The organism is Bacteroides sp. 51 (assembly GCF_010500965.1).
Classification (GTDB): domain Bacteria; phylum Bacteroidota; class Bacteroidia; order Bacteroidales; family Bacteroidaceae; genus Bacteroides.
The window spans coordinates 190,781-208,129 of record NZ_QVMI01000006.1 but is presented as its reverse complement, the minus strand read 5'-3'; the positions used below and the strand labels follow the sequence as shown (position 1 = coordinate 208,129).

Genomic DNA, 17,349 nt, shown 5'->3' with positions numbered 1-17,349 from the left:
AAAAGATGAGATTGTCTTAAAAGTTCTTTCAGACCATCTCATCTTTTGGCAGCAATTCGTTTTATTTAGCCAGGTAACCACCGTCGACCGTGAAGTAACTGCCATTACAGAACGATGCTTTATCGCTACTGAGCCACAACACAAGGTCTACAATTTCTTCTACTTTCCCCAAGCGTCCCATCGGATGCTTTTTTACCAGGAAATCGTAACACTCCCTGTCGGCCATAAGTCCATGCGTCAGGTTGGTTTCCACGAATCCCGGACAAACAGCATTGGCGCGGATACCCAGGCGACCGTATTCAATCGCCACGTTCTTCGTCAGCCCGATAACGCCATGTTTAGCAGCAACATAGGCGCAAGAGCCACCGAAACCGACTTGCCCCAAGATGGAAGCCGTGTTTACAATAGCGCCGCCACCGGTTTTAAGCATCTCCGGAATCTGATAACGCATGCCGTAAAATACACTCGACAGATTGATATCAATCACCTTGTCCCATGCGTCAATAGGGTATTCGCCGACGGGAGCATTAGCGCCTCCGATACCGGCGTTGTTAAAAGCAATGTCCAGTTTTCCATACTTCCTTACGGCTTCTTTTACCAGATTCTCGTTGTCTTCCGGCTTGCCGACATCGGCTCTTACGAAAATGGCATCGCCACCAGCTTTTTAATCAGCTCTACGGTTTCCTCACCGCTCTTCTCTGAAATATCCGACACTACTACTTTTGCGCCTTCTTTGGCATACAATTCTGACATCGCCCGTCCAAATCCCGAACCGCCACCGGTAACGATGGCCACTTTTTCATTTAATAATTTCATGGTCATAAAGTTTAAGTTATTATGTTGGTTAATAAAGTCATCAATCTATGGGGTGTACTATAAGTTTAACACTTCAAAGAAGTATTTTGTTCCTAAAAGACAGCCTGTTAACACCACAAGGTATGTAAAACAAACATCCCAGGCACAACAATCCGAAAAAGCAAAAAGAAAGCAAAAAGAAGGAATCTGAGTTAAAAGAGATAGAATACAGCAAATACACTAACACACAACTTTTCTAAAACGATGCAAATAGCATGTTAAACCCTTCGAAAAACAGCCAATCAGTCCGGTTGCCGGTTGTATTTTGGGTAAATGAAACTTTCTCGTGAGGCAAATGCAGGTAGCATTTGGAGAAAATGCTACCGGCATCTGATCAATGACACATCAGCATACAAGAAAAAGGTGTATTTGGGCATCAATTTAAACCAATTCTCCCCGCGAAATCCGCTTTATTGTTGTTCTAATTAACCAGACTGCAAGAAAAAACATAAAAAGTCAGACTGACTCAATATTACAATATCACTCAAAAGGGAGACACAAAGAAAGAAGATCAGCAAAAACAAGAGCAATCTAACCACCAAAGCACAAAATCCCGATCAATCCAACCAACACAGATGTCCATCGTTTCCGTTTAAACCCATCACCCCTATACCCGCTGGTAAATATCATAAAAGAGAAGATTGGGATTAACATTTTGTCAAAACGTCAATCCCAATCTCTGTACTAATAAGACGAGCCGATAGCCGGACTCGAACCGGCGACCTACACGTTACGAATGTGTTGCTCTACCAACTGAGCTATATCGGCAATAAAGTGATGCAAATTTATAGTTTTATTTGTTTTCCAACAAAAAGATGAAGCAAAAAATATAGAGATACAGAAAACCCCGGACGCTGCCGGGGTTACGCCTATCAACAGTAAAAACTTCTACAAAATTACTGTTAACTATCTCGGTATGCTTTTCAACAACCAAAGTACCTTTTATGTTCCCCTTCACCGGCAAATTAAATCAAATCCTTCTTTTCACACTCCGGTTAAACCATAATTTAGTAGATTTGTTCTATTAATGGAAATAAATACCAGACAACCGCAGATAAATGTTCTATATTGAATTACTTGTAGTACTTGCCGCCATCTTCGTAGGAGCACGGATGAGGGGCGTAGGATTGGGCCTGATGGGAGGTCTTGGCCTCCTAGTCCTGACCTTTGTATTTGACGAGCGCCCCACCTCTCCGCCCATTGAGGTAATGCTCATTATCTTATCCGTAGTCTCTGCCGCCGCCTGTTTGCAAGCCTCCGGCGGACTGGATTACCTGGTATCACTTGCCGAAAGAATACTGCGCAAGAACCCCAAAAGATTAAACTACCTGGCGCCTCTTGTGTGCTACGTCTTTACGTTGGTGGCAGGAACCGGACATGTGGCTTATTCCGTTTTACCCATTATATCCGAACTGGCACAGAAGACCGGCATTCGTCCCGAACGACCGCTAAGTGTTTCCGTCATTGCCTCACAGCAAGCCATTACAGCCAGTCCGATCTCGGCAGCAACCGTAGCACTGTTGGCGATGTTAGCCCCTCAGAATATTGATCTGCTCGATATCCTGGCAATTTGTATACCCGCCACTTTGGTTGGAGTACTTGTTGCCGCCTTTGTTTCAAACTTCGTAGGGAAAGAATTATCCGTAGACCCGGCTTATCTTGAAAAGCTAAAAGACCCGGAGTTTGTTGCGGAACTAAATAGATCGGTCAGTAAAACAGAAGATATTCCAGCCTCTGCCAAGCGTTCGGTCTGGTTCTTCTTAGGGGCTGTGGTACTTATTATTCTTTTCGGATCAATAAAGAGCCTTCGTCCTTCATGGAATGGTGAGGCGCTTGATATGACTATCATTATTGAGATACTTATGCTCTCGGCTGCCGCACTGATTCTGATCGTAGGGAAAGTACGCGATACTTCTTTGGTTGCTAAAGGGAGCATCTTTCGGGCAGGTATGGAAGCAGTTATTGCTATTTTCGGAATAGCCTGGATGGGAGACACGTTTATACAAGGCAACTATGCCTTTATGGAAAGCAATATCCAGGCAATGGTTACTAACCACGCATGGACATTTGCCTTTGCTTTATTCGTTCTGTCGATTTTGTTATTCAGTCAGGCCGCAACGGTCAGGGCGCTTATGCCTTTGGGAATTAGCCTCGGCATTCCAGCCGCATCACTGATTGCGATGTTCCCAGCGGTGAATGGATATTTCTTTCTACCGAATTATCCGACGGTTATTGCTGCCATCGGGTTTGATAAAACTGGTTCAACACATATTGGAAAATATCTGTTGAACCATAGTTTTATGCTGCCAGGGCTTATTGCATGTATAGTTGCCGTGGCCGTTGGATTCTTACTTTCGTCGGTTATTTTATAACTTCACCATCTTATACTTTGTGGTAAACGAAACCTCTTCCGAATTATCCGATTCAAACTTAAAGCGGAGCTCTTTCTTCTCGCCCGGATCAAGTTCAAAGTGACGATCTGTGCCTGCTTTCCGGCCATTCACATACATACCCACCTTTCCGGTGTCGGTAATGGTTCCTGCGTTTATGACTTCTAGTACAGCTGTTTTAGTCTTAGAGATCGGATCTTCATTAACACTTACAACCTTCAGATTAAAGTCAGAGCTAAAGTTCATTGTATAATTCAGCGTACCCACCAGCCCTTTGGTATTATCCGGATAGTTCAAACTATCTTTAATACGATCTTTGGCTACATAAGAAGGACTTGTACCACCCACCATGATCTTAAACTCTCCGGCTTCCACTACCCTATCCATGCGGTCGTTCAATAAAGACAACTGATAAGGAGTAAGCGTAAAGTTCACCGTCTTTGTTTCGCCCGGTTGCAAATGGATGCGTTCAAAGTCTTTCAACTCAACAACGCGGGTTTTCACACTGCCATACATATCGGTAACATACAATTGAGCCACCTCATCACCAGCGCGTGAACCTACATTCTTTACCGCTGCCGATACATTTACACAACCGTTCTGTTGCTGACTGATCTTCAAATCAGAGTATTCAAACGATGTATAACTTAACCCATAACCGAAATAGTACAACGGATAATACTCCATATCCGAGTACTCATATCGTCTTCCGGAAGTTTTAAAGTTATAATACAAAGGCACCTGCCCTACATGCTGTGGGAAAGTCATCGGCAATCTGCCGGCAGGATTATAATCGCCAAATAAGACATCGGCTGTTGCATAACCACCTTCCTGACCCGGCAACCAGTTCACCATAATGGCCTGGCAATGCTCCGCAGCATAACTAAGATTGAATGGACGACCCACCTGCAAGATCAGAACAACGGGCTTTCCAGTTGCACAAACAGCCTCCAACAGTCGTTGCTGATCTCCCGGAAGGACAAGGGTGGCCAGGTCATGGTTTTCGCCCGATGTTTTCGTTACATTGGTAATGGATTCGCTGCTTGTGCAGTCGCCCAACACCAATACAGCTACATCTGCCTGTTTAGCAGCCTTTACGGCTTTCTCTATCTGGGTATTTTCGTTGCTAAAGAACTCGCATCCTTTTTCGTAAACCACTTTAGTGGTTGAGCCTATGGCAGCGTTTATACCCGTAAGCACGGATTTCAACTGGCCATCCAGTGGCTTTCCGGTATAGTCGCCCGGTTGAAGGTCGTCTGCTCCGGGACCGATCACTGCGATAGATTTCAGGCTCTTGGATAAAGGAAGGATATTGTTTTTGTTCTCCAACAGAACGATAGACTCTTGTGCTGCACGACGGGCAACTTCTTTATGCGGATCGCTGTTCCAGCCGGGATATTGCTTCTTCCAATCCAATGAGCGCGAAGGATTCTCTTCAAATAATCCCTTCCGGAACATAACACGAAGAAGCGTGCGACAGGTAAAGTCAAGATCTTCCATACTAATCTGTCCGTTAACGGCGGCTTCAATAACTGCTTTATCATTATATGTATCTCCACAGTTCGTGGCTATTCCTGCCGCAAGTGCCTGACGGGCGGCTTCGATTTTATTGAGAGCTGTATAATGTTTCTTGGCAGTCAGGTTTCCAATTGCACCGCAATCGCTGACGATATAACCATCAAATCCCCACTCATCGCGTAGAATATCTTTTAGTAACTCGGTACTTTTGGCTACGGGTACACCCTGATAGTCAGAGTAAGCCATCATAATAGATTCATATTTATGCTTACGGAAGATGTCGCGGAAAGGTACCAAATGCACTTCACGCCATTCCCGTTCAGAGAGTCCGATATCATGCGAGTCACGACCTCCCAATGGAGCGCCGTGTCCGCCAAAATGTTTCGGAGTAGTCATTAACCCCTGGTCCTGATAGCCTTTCACCCATGCACCACCGATTTCACTTACCAAAACGGGATCTTCGCCATACGTTTCCTCGCAACGTCCCCAGCGTGGGTCTTGCGCTACATCAAGCACAGGTGACCAAGCCTGGATAGCGTGTGCGCTCTTCGTTTCATCGCCAATCACGCCTGCCACTTCCTCAACCAGTTTGCGGTTCCATGTAGCTCCCAGACCAATGGACTGAGGGAAGATCGTTGCCCCGCTACCGTAAGAGAAACCATGAATGGCTTCTACCTTTTTAATATCGGGTATGCCCAGGTGAGGAATACCGGGAATTCCCCAGCCTTCGCGTAACAGTTCCATCTTTTCGGCCGTTGTCATCACCGCCAGCAGCAGGTCGATACGTTCTTCTACCGGGCGACTGGCATTCATCCAGGGCTTGTCTTTCGCAGTGCCCGAGGCGGAACTTGTATTGATAGATTGATCGTAGCCTACGCTGACTTCATTTATTATAATAGGTGTATTGCCGGCTTTATCTGCAAACTGAATCCGGAGGTGTGCTCCGTATTTAGGTTTAAACGACAGAACAAGGGTCTTATCGCCACTTACCGTGTAGTTTACCGGATCACCCAGGTTCATGGGGTCATACGTTATATAAAGGCGGATTACCTTCTGAATATTCTCCGAAGCGAGTCCTTTCCCCTGGATTTGTACTTCATTCACATCACCCGGGGCTGCCAGAACATACATCAGGTGCTGCTGATTTTCCATGTCTTTAGTGGTGAGTTGCCAGCCCGTCTTCACATTATTATCGAATGTTGAAGAGGCTTTATCGCCATTAACCGAGGCGGTGACTGAAGTAAAGTCCTGGGCACAGATACCAATGGGTATCATCAGCCACGCCAGAAAGATCAAACTGATTTTTAACTTTTTCATGTTTATTGATTTAATAATTAATTATGGAGTTATCATAGTTTCTTGCTCAAATATCAATTTGAATGCAAATAAATAGCGCCACAATTAATTTAATGTTGAATTATCACTTAATTTCAAATAAATGACGCAAATCTTTCCATAATTAAGCGATTATTTACTCATTTATTAATGCTGTTCACTTTATTTTGTGATTTATTCAAAGCTTAAATTAATATTCAATGAAAACAAACCTTTTTATTATTCTGTCTTTTGTTTTTTCCCTGTCTTTTTATCAGCCTTGTCGGGGGCAGGAGAAATATGCTTTCCGGAATACGAGTCTATCCGTTGATGAACGGGTAACGGATTTGGTATCGCGCCTCACCCTGGAAGAAAAAGTATTGCAGATGTTGAACGATGCTCCGGCCATCGACCGCCTGGGCATTCCCTCCTATAACTGGTGGAATGAGTGTCTGCATGGCATCGGTCGTACAGAGTATAAGGTAACTGTCTTTCCGCAAGCTATCGGAATGGCTGCTGCCTGGGACGATGTTACGTTCAAACAGGTAGCCGCTGCCATCTCGGACGAAGGGCGGGCGATCTACAACGATGCTTCTTCCAAAGGAAACAGAGCTATTTACCACGGCCTGACCTTCTGGACGCCCAATATCAACATCTTCCGTGATCCTCGCTGGGGCCGCGGGCAGGAAACGTATGGTGAAGACCCTTACCTGACGGGAACACTGGGCAAAGCTTTTGTGGAAGGATTGCAGGGCGATGACCCGATGTACCTGAAAGCGTCTGCCTGTGCCAAACACTTTGCCGTTCATAGTGGTCCGGAGAATACGCGCCATACATTCAATACGAAGGTAAGTGACTACGATCTTTGGGATACCTACCTCCCGGCTTTCCGCGACCTGATTGTAGATGCCAACGTATCGGGAGTGATGTGTGCTTACAATGCATTCGGGGGTGAGCCTTGCTGTGGAAACACCTTGTTAATGCAGGATATCCTACGTAATAAATGGAATTTCACCGGATACGTGACCTCGGATTGTGGTGCCATAGACGATTTCTACAGGCAGCACAAGACTCATCTTGATGCAGCACATGCCTCGGCCGATGCCGTATATCATGGTACAGATATTGATTGCGGACAAAATGCGTATAAAGGATTGGTAGAAGCCGTAAAGAAAGGGTTAATCACTGAAGATCAGATTGATGTTTCGCTTAGCCGTTTGTTCAAGATACGTTTCCGCCTGGGTTTATTTGATCCGGCAGAGCAGGTGAAGTACTCACAGATTCCGCTTTCCGTACTTGAGTGTGATGCCCACAAGGAGCTTTCACTGAAAATGGCCCGCCAGTCTATCGTGCTTCTTAAGAATAGCAACCAGTTGTTACCGTTAAAGAAGAATCTGAAGAAGATTGCGGTAATCGGCCCGAACGCGGATAATAAGGAAGCGGTATTGGGTAATTACAATGGTTTCCCCAGTGAAATCGTTACTCCGCTGCAAGCTATCAAGCAAAAGGTTGGCAAGAAAACGGAGGTAATCTATACCAGAGGAATTGACCCAGTAGGGAATGTCAATAACGACTCTATTGCCCTGCTTGTTAATAGCCTGAAAAACGTGGATGTGGTGGTTATGGTAGGCGGTATCTCTCCTCAACTGGAGGGCGAAGAAATGCCTGTCCGTATAGAGGGTTTCAACAGTGGCGACCGTACGTCTATTGCTTTGCCACGCATACAAACGGAATTAATGAAGGCATTACACAAAGAAAACATCCCGGTGGTGTTTGTAATGATGACGGGTAGCGCCCTGGGCATTGCGTGGGAAGCGGAGAATCTTCCGGCTATTCTTAATGCCTGGTATGGCGGACAGGATGCCGGAACAGCTATTGCCGATGTGTTGTTTGGCGATTATAATCCTTCGGGACGCCTTCCGGTTACTTTCTATAAGAGCGACAAGGATTTGCCTTCATTTAATGATTTCGATATGGACAACCGTACGTATCGTTATTTCAAGGGTGAAGTGACTTATCCGTTCGGATACGGACTGAGTTATGCTGATTTCGGTTATTCATCCATTACCATGAAGGATAAGCTTGCCATGGGAGAGAAACTGAGAATTGAAGTCGATGTAACCAATCAAAGCAAAAAAGCGGGCGAGGAAGTGGTGCAGGTGTATGTTTCGTATCAGGATGCCGCCTACAAGGCACCGTTGTATAGCCTGAAATCCTTTAAACGTGTTCAACTGAAAGCAGGCGAAACAAGTAAAGTGACTTTTGAGCTTACTCCGGAACAACTTAGCCAGACGGATATCTATGGGAATAGTATTCAGTATCCGGGCAAAGTGAAGATATATGTGGGTGGCAGTTCCCCGGCGAAAACAACAGCCGTTGCAGCACCGATTGTGAGTAAAGAAATCAATATTCAATAAGCAGTAACGTACCACAATACCGTAGGGGCGGTTCGCGAACCGCCCACATACAAAGAACTATTTTTTAAACCATTACCGGGCGGTTCGCGAACCGCCCCTACATTAGAATCATGAAAAAACTCTATTCCTTATTTATCTTACTACTTTTTACCCTTGCGCCCTCACAGGCACAAGAACTATTCAGAGATCCGAAAGCCTCGCAACATGACCGCATCATGGACTTGCTGTCGCGCCTTACCATCGAAGAAAAGATCAGTTTATTGCGTGCCACCTCTCCGGGCATTCCGCGTTTGGAGATTGATAAATACTATCATGGCAACGAAGCGCTCCACGGCGTGGTGCGTCCCGGACGCTTCACGGTCTTCCCGCAAGCCATTGGTTTAGGCAGTATGTGGAACCCGGAACTTCACCGCCAAGTGGCTTCGGCTATTTCCGATGAAGCCCGCGCGCGGTGGAACGAGCTTGAACAAGGCAAACTGCAAACTTTCCGCTTTACGGATTTGCTTACCTTCTGGTCGCCTACCGTAAATATGTCGCGCGATCCGCGTTGGGGACGCACACCCGAGACTTACGGTGAAGACCCTTACTTGAGCGGCGTACTGGGTACATCTTTCGTCAAAGGTTTGCAGGGCGATGACGACCGCTACCTGAAGATCGTGGCTACACCCAAGCATTTTGCCGCCAATAACGAAGAGCACAACCGCTTCGTCTGCAATCCGCAGATCTCCGAAAGACAGTTGCGCGAATACTACTTCCCCGCTTTCGAGATGTGTGTAAAGGAGGGAAAAGCTGCTTCTATCATGTCGGCTTATAACGCCATAAACAATGTGCCTTGTACGGCAAACCCCTGGTTGCTGACCAAAGTGCTTCGTCAGGATTGGGGATTCAACGGATATGTGGTTTCCGATTGTGGTGGTCCCAGTCTGCTGGTGTCGGCCATGAAATACGTGAAAACCAAAGAAGCCGCCGCTACTCTATCCATCAAAGCCGGACTCGACCTGGAATGTGGTGACGATGTATATATGGAACCGCTGTTGAACGCTTATAACCAGTATATGGTATCCAAAGCAGATATCGACTCGGCTGCTTACCGTGTGATCCGTGCCCGCATGCATCTGGGATTGTTCGATGACCCATCGTTGAATCCTTACAGTAAGATTCCAGCCAGTGTTATCGGTTCGGAGAAGCATAAAGAACTGGCTCTGGAATCGGCCCGGCAGAGCATCGTGCTCTTGAAGAACAGCAAAAACACGCTGCCCATCAATACAAAGAAAGTAAGATCAATTGCCGTTGTGGGCATCAATGCGGCCAACTCGGAGTTCGGAGATTATAGCGGCGCACCCGTCAACGAGCCGATATCTGTATTGCAGGGTATCCGCAACCGGGTGGGTAATGAAGTAAAGATTGTACACGCACCGTGGAAATCGGCCAAAGACGGCATGGAGCTGATACAGGGCGATAACTTCCCCGAAGGATTAAAAGCGGAGTATTTCGATAATATGGAACTGAAAGGCACGCCTAAAGTGCGCCGTGAAGAGTGGATCAACTTTGAGCCTGCCAATCAGGCGCCCGACCCATTCCTGCCGGGTTCGCCTTTATCCATCCGCTGGACGGGCAAACTACGCCCCACGGTTACAGGAGATTATACGTTTAATTTCAGTTACGATGACGGTTGCCGTTTCAGCCTGGATGGTAAGTTATTGATTGATAAGTGGCGTAGCGGAGGTATCTCTATGGACACTGTGTCTGTTTACCTGGAAGCCGGAAAAGATTACGATCTGAAAGCGGAATATTATGACGACAGGGACTATGCTCTTGCCCGTTTGCAGTGGCGTGTGCCCAGCGTAGCCAAGAAAGAGCGCATCGACCTGTATGGTGAGGCCGGAAACGCTGCCCGTGAGTGCGATATGGTGGTAGCCGTATTGGGCATCAACAAAACCATCGAACGCGAAGGTAAGGACCGTAACGATATCTTCCTGCCCGAGGATCAACAGGAGTTTATTGAAGAGATTTACAAGGTGAACCCCAATACGGTGGTTGTACTCGTTGCCGGAAGTTCGCTGGCCATCAACTGGATGGACGAGCACCTGCCTGCCATCGTCAACGCCTGGTATCCGGGTGAGCAGGGCGGTACAGCCGTAGCCGAAGTGCTCTTTGGCGATTATAACCCGGCAGGGCGGTTACCGCTGACGTACTACAATTCGCTGGATGAGCTTCCTCCATTCGATGATTATGATATTACGAAAGGCCGTACGTATCAGTACTTTACCGGAAAACCGTTGTATCCGTTTGGCTATGGATTGAGTTTTACTTCATTCAAGTATAGCAAGCCGGAGGTTAAAGACCTGGGAGAAGAGGTGGAGGTTTCGTTCTACGTCAGGAATGCCGGAAAGTATGATGGTGATGAAGTGGCACAGGTATATGTGAAACTGCCCGATGTAGGCGTGGTTACTCCGATAAAGGAACTGAAAGGGTTCGAGAGAAGTACCATCCGCAAGGGAGAGAATAAGCTTATCCGTATCAAGATCAGGAAGGAGCTATTGAGATACTGGGATGTTGAAACCAGCCAATTCATTACGCCCGAAGGGAACTATACGTTTATGATCGGAGCCTCATCGGATGATATCCGGTTGACGGTTACGAAGAAAATATAATACATATTATCAACCCCCGCAAAGACCATTTTGCGTTTGCTGCAAACATCAACTTGCGTTTGCGGCAAACGTAAGTCGGTCTTTGCAGCAAACGCAAGTTGATGTTTGCAGCAAACGCAAAACGCCCCTCTCAGGAAGCCTGTAGGGGCGTTTTTTTGTATAAGAAAAATATTATGAGCACTTAAAGCCAATAAAACAGACAGGAAATAATTTTTACATGTCGTTTATAGAGACGCACGCCGTGCGTCTTTGATAATGGTGTCACGATGCCGCACAGAGTCTTGATATTTATTCAGCTCCGTTATTCTCCGCTCTGTTTTCCTCCGCCGACAATTGAACAACTGCCTGTGTATAAACACCTTTTCCGGTATTATTCAGCAGCGTATTGTTGCGGATAGTCACCCCTTGGCAACTATCCATTCGCTTTTCAATCGCTATTCCGTGGCGGTCATTCCCTTCCGCGCGATTGCCGACAAGGATAATATCGGCACTTTCCGCACAGCGGATGCCCGAGCGTTTATTGCGCGCCATTTCGCAAGCCTCCACCGTCAGACCTTGACAGAATGTAGCATCAATGCCGTTGCCCCACGGCGAGGTATCAAAACGGCTCTTCCAAAGCGTACAGTCCGCCACGTACGAAAGGAGCAAATTGTGGTGGAATCCTTCTCCCGGCACTACGCTACCGCCATTGTCGCTAAAATCGCATTGGCTGATCCGGATATCCGATGCGCCGACAACCATCACCCCATTCTTGGTGAAGTTCTGCACCGTAAGCTGTTCGAACCTGATGTTTCTTATCGCATTGTCTTCCGACCAGAAGACAATACCCTCCCGGCTTGGAGCGCTCATATAAGAACGGGTACGGCGATCGTGATTCGGATCTCCATTTTCGACAGTATTCACTGCACCTTCGATCAGCAAATCACGGATTACGACATCTTCCAGACTATCCGTTCCGTTGATGATGGTTGTTGCATGCAGTCCGCCGGCAAGATGCAAAATCGTCTCTCGCCCCTCGCCCGCCAAAGTCATGCCACTGTATAGCTTCAACGGTTCTTGCAGCGTATGTACTCCCGCTCTCAGGACAATCCATTTTCCAGTACCTTTATGGGCATCTACTGCCTTCTGAATGGATTCGCCGGGCCGGACAAGAACAGCATCTTCGGGAGCTTCGGCGTATTTTCCGTTCAATGCGCCGGCTTCGGTTGGCATTAAAAACCTCTCCGGATCAAGTTCTTTCATTGCATCCGTATCAGCGTTCGATGCGCCGGACCTTACGCCAGTCAGAAATCCGACAGACGACTTCGAACGCGTATGCTTCATGATCGCCTCTTCGGTATAAGGTAACGTGATGCCCCGGGTTTGCTTGTAATGGGAATAAATGGACTCATAGATGTCCCGGAATCTGTCATTATCGCGGGTGGTATACACTCCGAACAGGTCGATGTGGCCTCCCAACATGAAACGGGCGGTATATTCAAAGCCTCTGGCCAGACGGTCGTCGGCCACCCGATAAAAATCCAATCCCTGGGTAAAGGCGATCTGCGCAGCTTTGGCAAACTCACCGATGCCCAGTTGTACGTGCCCCCAGTCGCGGGTGGTTTCCTGGCACTGTCCACCGGGGTAAAGGTACTTCGTTATCCCGGAGTTTCTTTCTCCCCAATAGAACCGTTCTACCGCACGGTTGAAGATTTCATGGTTATCTACAAAAACACCGATACACATCATGGTGTTGATCATTGAAGCGTCCCAATTGCCATTGGCTTCGGTAAAGAAATCTTCTATCGTGGGATAAAAGACGGTCAGCACCATCCGGGTGAACTGCTCCATGTCGTTGGGCGCCCAATCGGATTCGGTGTATTTCAGTATCTCTGCCGCATTGAGATAATGGTAGCCGAACAACCCGACGTTTAGTTTGGCGTTGTTTGCATCAAAACTACGTAGCTTGTAGCTCCAGGCATTCAGTATTTCTATGGCCTTGCCGGCATAGGCTTTATCTCGGGTGATATACCACATCAGGGCATGGTTGTAGGCAGCTTCGGCACTTTGCGAGAACTCCCGTCCACCGATGCTGTTTGCACCATAAGGGCCAACAGAGATGCGGTCGAAAGCCTGCGGAACAAAGTCTAACGAGGTTTCTTGCTGTAGGTTTTCATAGGCGGACTTCCAGGGTTGGGCATCTGCTTGTATCATTTGGCACATATAATCGAGGTCCTGCTGGTTCTGTGCCATACCGGGATGAATAAAGGAAGCAGTAGGTTTCTGTGAGCATGCGCAAAGCAGGCAACACACAATAATTGAAGCAATGATAGTTTTCTTTTTCATGATTGATTTATGATTGGTTTACTGTAGGGGCGGTTCGCGAACCGCCCGAAAATGGTTTTCTATGCATTCCTGTGTATTGGGCGGTTCGCGAACCGCCCAATACAAATTTAACGGATCGACCAATCGCCTTTGATACTTAGATTCTTATCCTTTACCCGGATAATCACCGGGTAACAAGGTTGAACGGGACGTCTCTCCGTTCCGGTTTTGGTTACAATATCGGGATTCGTTGGCGGAACACCAGGCGCATTTCCTGTAAATACCTCGAATGAAGAAACACCATCTACTTGCAGTGTAATCCTCTCGGTCGATGTGGTTATAATTACCTGCCGACTCGCCGTGCTCCGCCGTACGTTCTTAATTTGCTGGTAAGCAATAGATTCGTTCAAAGTCGCATCGGTAAAAGCACCGCTGATGTTCGGTTTCTCCGTAAGCAAAAGGAGATAATCGTAAGTATGCACAGAGTCGGAAACACAATAAAACTCATCCGTCAGTTTGCTGTCTTTAAAATGCAGCTTTCTTGTCATCTCCACTCCCGGATATGCCTTATCCGAAAACGCTTCAATGGACTGAGAATCGAAGTTCGTGATTTGTCCCATAGCCGGCCGCTGGTCTTTAAAATCAACCGTAACAGTGTTGTGCGAAAGCGTACGTTTATACCAGTTCAGGTAATCGGGTATTCCATAAGCACAGGTTCCAAAATCGGTCAAGGTTTCCTTTTCACCGTTATGAATGGAGATGGAAAGCTTATCCGGATGCCCGTGCCCACCACCAGACGGGCCGTATTTCAGCATAACGGTTTTGTTCCCGCTTCGCAACACCCCATAGCCGGTATGACCGAAAAGATAACTCTCCGTTTCTTTCAACGTTTTATTATGATCAACAGTGGTGTTGGTCAATAATGCTTCGGGCGAAAGGCGATCTTCAATCTGATAACACGCCTGTAAGGTTTGCAACATCACCGGATTCCGGTAATAAGCATAGGCCATTTCATATAGTTTGATTTGCGTAGGCAATGAAACACCATACCAGCCATCATTATGGGAAGGGAAAGTCAGGTCGTTGTATGTGCTTTTTACAGGAGCAAGAAACATCATTTCCAGCTGCTTGTCGAAGAGGTTATGGTTCATAGAGCGAACGGCATATGCGGTGAGGATCATGGCCCGCAAAGGATAGAAGTGATAGTTGGCCGAGCCTTCGTTCCACCAGCCATCGCGGTTGACGTGGGTTTTCATCATATGCCGATAGCCTACTCTAGGGTGGTTGATGGCTATATTTACGATGCTGTCGTTGTTCAACGCAACCCCTATGGCGGCCAGTCCGCTGTTGTTCCATACCTGCCAGTTACCACCACCGCCTCTTTTCAGCAAGAGGTTGGCACCTTCCCAAAGAAGGCCGGTTTCTACTTTCTCTACTTCTTTCTTTTTAAGCATTGGCTTCACGATAGAGTACATCCGGCAGACATCGCTAAACCAAACAGCCTCATCAAGACTTTGGGCAAACATCTTAGCGCTGTAGTTGGCTGGTTCAGGCGTATTTCTCCCTTTATCATGCACCTTGTAGTTTGGATATTTACCAGCATAATCGAGCAACATGTCTTTCATGTATTTAGCGTACTTCTGCTCGCCCGTAGCTAGGTAGATGTAGAGGCAATCGTTCATGAATTGCAGGTTTTTATTGTGTGCAACGGTGATCCACGACCAATTGATACGCTCCGTGCTCCAGGTTTTGTCACAGTGAGAACAGTATTGTGCATCGGGCTTGTTCCAGTCGAATTCAAAGAATACGTTGTGAACCGGACAGAAATAATCATGCAGATGTCCGGCTTCTTCTTTAGGAACGGATAAAGGGTGCTTTAAGCGTTCATCGACTTGTGCCTTTAATTGGAAGACAATTTCTTGCCCCCAAGGGGTTTGAGCGGATGATTTGATGTTTGCCTGTTCTTCTTCTGAGAAGAAGTAGGTGCCCTGCTTCTGTGCGTATGCACAAGGGAAGGCAAGGAAAAGGCATAGAATTAAAAGGAGATGTTTTTTTGTTTTCATGGTTTTATTTAAGGGGTTATGAGGTTTTTTGTAGGGTTTTGATGTAAATAGTCCTGCCGCGGGCGGTTCGCAAACCGCCCCTACAAAATCCCCCAATTGCCTGAATAATAAGCCTTATTCAGTTTCTCAAGAGATTTCTTGTCTTTGTTTCTCTGGAAAAGGTATTCCAGGTCTTTATACAAATACAGTTGCAACCAATACCCTTTATGGTACCTTTCGCGGATAGATGAAGCCTGTTTCAACTTGGCATACCAACTTGTATTTAGCTTATACCGTTCGGCAATTTTACAGGCTTGCATAGCATTATCCCACATATCATTTGTCTGCTTCTCCATCAGATCCGTAAAGTCCTTGTATTTGAAGTTGGAGATGTCGATGATTTCACAACGATCATCCAAGCCAAGCTTCTTCAAATCAATGACAGTTTCAAATACCTGGTCGCCATCCAGATCATATTCTATATAATCAAAGAAACCGTTCTCGTCTTTATCAGTGTATTTAACCGTACCGAATCTAGTTGGATTATAGTCAAGACCAAACCAAAGCCTGTCCCAGCCCTGGTAGAAATCTGTGTTCTGATCTATTCGCCAGCATCCCCATTCGGCACCATACAAATGCAATCTTCCATCAAACTTACCGACATAAAGTTTACCGCCGCCGGAGTTATCCAAATCCCACTCGCCACGGTCGCCTGCCGCATCGGACTGTTTGTGGTTATCGACTCCACCGCCTTTCCAGCCCACTTGGAATGGATCGAGCGGATCATAAAGCTCCACGCGCTCCCAACGATTGCAATCGTCGTCTTCGTCATAAACAAAATAAACCTGATTCCATTCGCCTCTATTGAAGATCAAATCCCATGCGCTGTCATGATCGGGATATATCAACTCCGTCATTTGACGGAAGCGGGGGTCGACAAAGAAAGAATCTGTTTCGGGCAACCGGGGGTTATTGAACTTATGCACCTGATCTTTATAATTAAAACCCTTACCACGGAAGGATATCGTAAAGTCAAAGTCGAACTCCTCGCCCGGACGGTTATCATTATCCATATCGACCGCTATCGAAACCCAGTCGACATTACCGGTAAGCTGTTGGTTTACATAACTATTAGAAGGAGCATTCGGATCTACTTTCTTAGGAGAATCGACCAGGCGGATGGCCATTTCGGATAGCCCGTCACCATCTTCATCATAAAAGAGGAATGGGTTCTCCCAATTGTATCTCACATCTTCCATGTTATAGGTTGCAGCATGTATCTTCAGAAAAGCCGACTGGCCGCTGTAATCCATGTAGAAATCGCAGATACCCGATTTATCCCAGCTTTTGATTTGCATACTGTTCCAGTCGATATAATTAAAGATATCGTCTTTATCCGTATCAAGAACAATCATATAATGCCCGTTGGGCCACACTTCATCTGCCTTTTTCACGGGGTATTCGGCTACAATCTGCATATCGGCTTTACCATCGCCATCGGTGTCGATCCAGTCGATAATAAGGTCACCATGTCCGCCGTATATACCGTCACGGTTTCTGTCGATCAGCAGGCAATCGTTTTTGGTATCACCTTCCAGGTCGTCCCAAGTCATATTGCCATCATCGTCGAGCCAGAGAACAGGAATACTGTCGCGGGTAATGGAATAAATGGCATCGGGGCTGCCATCGCCATTTAGATCAACTAATTTGGGTTTAAAGTCTACCGGCGGAGGTGGTAATCTGAAGGATACGATCCTCAGCTTATTGTTCCAATAGTCTTTGTCTTTCTGTGCCTTGATATGAGGAAAAGCAAACAGTAATAATAATAACAGTATAAGGGTATTTTTCATTTTGG

General features: G+C 46.6%; 7 protein-coding genes, 1 tRNA gene and 1 pseudogene. 3 read left to right on the top strand and 6 right to left on the bottom strand.

Features of this window, described 5'->3' with window-relative positions; genetic code table 11:
* Positions 1 to 61: 61 nt before the first annotated feature.
* Together D0T87_RS07170 and D0T87_RS07165 are read right to left on the bottom strand one after the other, a co-directional pair.
* Positions 62 to 753, bottom strand: a pseudogene (locus D0T87_RS07170) (SDR family NAD(P)-dependent oxidoreductase).
* A 797-nt stretch (positions 754 to 1,550) separates the two neighbouring features.
* Positions 1,551 to 1,623: transfer RNA gene (locus D0T87_RS07165), tRNA-Thr, on the bottom strand.
* Positions 1,624 to 1,913: 290 nt separating this feature from the next.
* On the opposite strand from D0T87_RS07165, the gene D0T87_RS07160 reads away from it, so the two are divergent.
* Positions 1,914 to 3,227 carry an anaerobic C4-dicarboxylate transporter family protein gene (locus D0T87_RS07160; RefSeq protein WP_163174243.1) on the top strand — a complete coding sequence of 438 codons (1,314 nt, stop codon included), beginning with the start codon at positions 1,914 to 1,916 and terminating at the stop codon, positions 3,225 to 3,227.
* On the opposite strand, the gene D0T87_RS07155 is transcribed toward D0T87_RS07160, so the two are convergent.
* On the bottom strand, positions 3,222 to 6,038 hold the full coding sequence (locus D0T87_RS07155) for a glycoside hydrolase family 3 C-terminal domain-containing protein (protein WP_239063540.1): 2,817 nt from the start codon (positions 6,036 to 6,038) through the stop codon (positions 3,222 to 3,224). The genes D0T87_RS07160 and D0T87_RS07155 overlap by 6 nt on opposite strands.
* A gap of 260 nt (positions 6,039 to 6,298) precedes the next feature.
* Between D0T87_RS07155 and D0T87_RS07150 the strand changes: the two genes are divergently transcribed.
* Both D0T87_RS07150 and D0T87_RS07145 read left to right on the top strand, forming a co-directional pair.
* Entirely contained in the window at positions 6,299 to 8,494 is a 2,196-nt protein-coding gene (locus D0T87_RS07150; protein ID WP_163174240.1) for a glycoside hydrolase family 3 C-terminal domain-containing protein, read from the top strand.
* 110 nt (positions 8,495 to 8,604) lie between these two features.
* A complete protein-coding gene (locus D0T87_RS07145) occupies positions 8,605 to 11,148 on the top strand; it encodes a glycoside hydrolase family 3 C-terminal domain-containing protein (RefSeq protein WP_163174238.1) in 2,544 nt (847 codons plus the stop codon).
* Positions 11,149 to 11,436: 288 nt separating this feature from the next.
* Here the strand turns inward: D0T87_RS07145 and D0T87_RS07140 are convergent, their stop codons facing one another.
* The 3 genes from D0T87_RS07140 to D0T87_RS07130 all read right to left on the bottom strand — a co-directional run bounded on the left by D0T87_RS07140 (position 11,437) and on the right by D0T87_RS07130 (position 17,344).
* Positions 11,437 to 13,473, bottom strand: coding sequence for an alginate lyase family protein (locus tag D0T87_RS07140; RefSeq protein ID WP_163174236.1), 2,037 nt, complete (start codon positions 13,471 to 13,473; stop codon positions 11,437 to 11,439).
* Between the two features lie 107 nt (positions 13,474 to 13,580).
* The gene (locus tag D0T87_RS07135) at positions 13,581 to 15,515 is read right to left on the bottom strand and encodes a heparinase II/III family protein (RefSeq protein ID WP_163174234.1); all 1,935 of its coding nucleotides are present in this window, start codon (positions 15,513 to 15,515) and stop codon (positions 13,581 to 13,583) included.
* Between the two features lie 80 nt (positions 15,516 to 15,595).
* A complete protein-coding gene (locus tag D0T87_RS07130) occupies positions 15,596 to 17,344 on the bottom strand; it encodes a VCBS repeat-containing protein (protein ID WP_163174232.1) in 1,749 nt (582 codons plus the stop codon).
* Positions 17,345 to 17,349: the final 5 nt, after the last annotated feature.

Coding starts and splice junctions, on each gene's coding strand:
- D0T87_RS07160 (WP_163174243.1), top strand. CDS start 1,914: ATGTTCTATATTGAATTACTTGTAGTACTTGCCGCCATCTTCGTAGGA.
- D0T87_RS07155 (WP_239063540.1), bottom strand. CDS start 6,038: ATGATACCCATTGGTATCTGTGCCCAGGACTTTACTTCAGTCACCGCC.
- D0T87_RS07150 (WP_163174240.1), top strand. CDS start 6,299: ATGAAAACAAACCTTTTTATTATTCTGTCTTTTGTTTTTTCCCTGTCT.
- D0T87_RS07145 (WP_163174238.1), top strand. CDS start 8,605: ATGAAAAAACTCTATTCCTTATTTATCTTACTACTTTTTACCCTTGCG.
- D0T87_RS07140 (WP_163174236.1), bottom strand. CDS start 13,473: ATGAAAAAGAAAACTATCATTGCTTCAATTATTGTGTGTTGCCTGCTT.
- D0T87_RS07135 (WP_163174234.1), bottom strand. CDS start 15,515: ATGAAAACAAAAAAACATCTCCTTTTAATTCTATGCCTTTTCCTTGCC.
- D0T87_RS07130 (WP_163174232.1), bottom strand. CDS start 17,344: ATGAAAAATACCCTTATACTGTTATTATTATTACTGTTTGCTTTTCCT.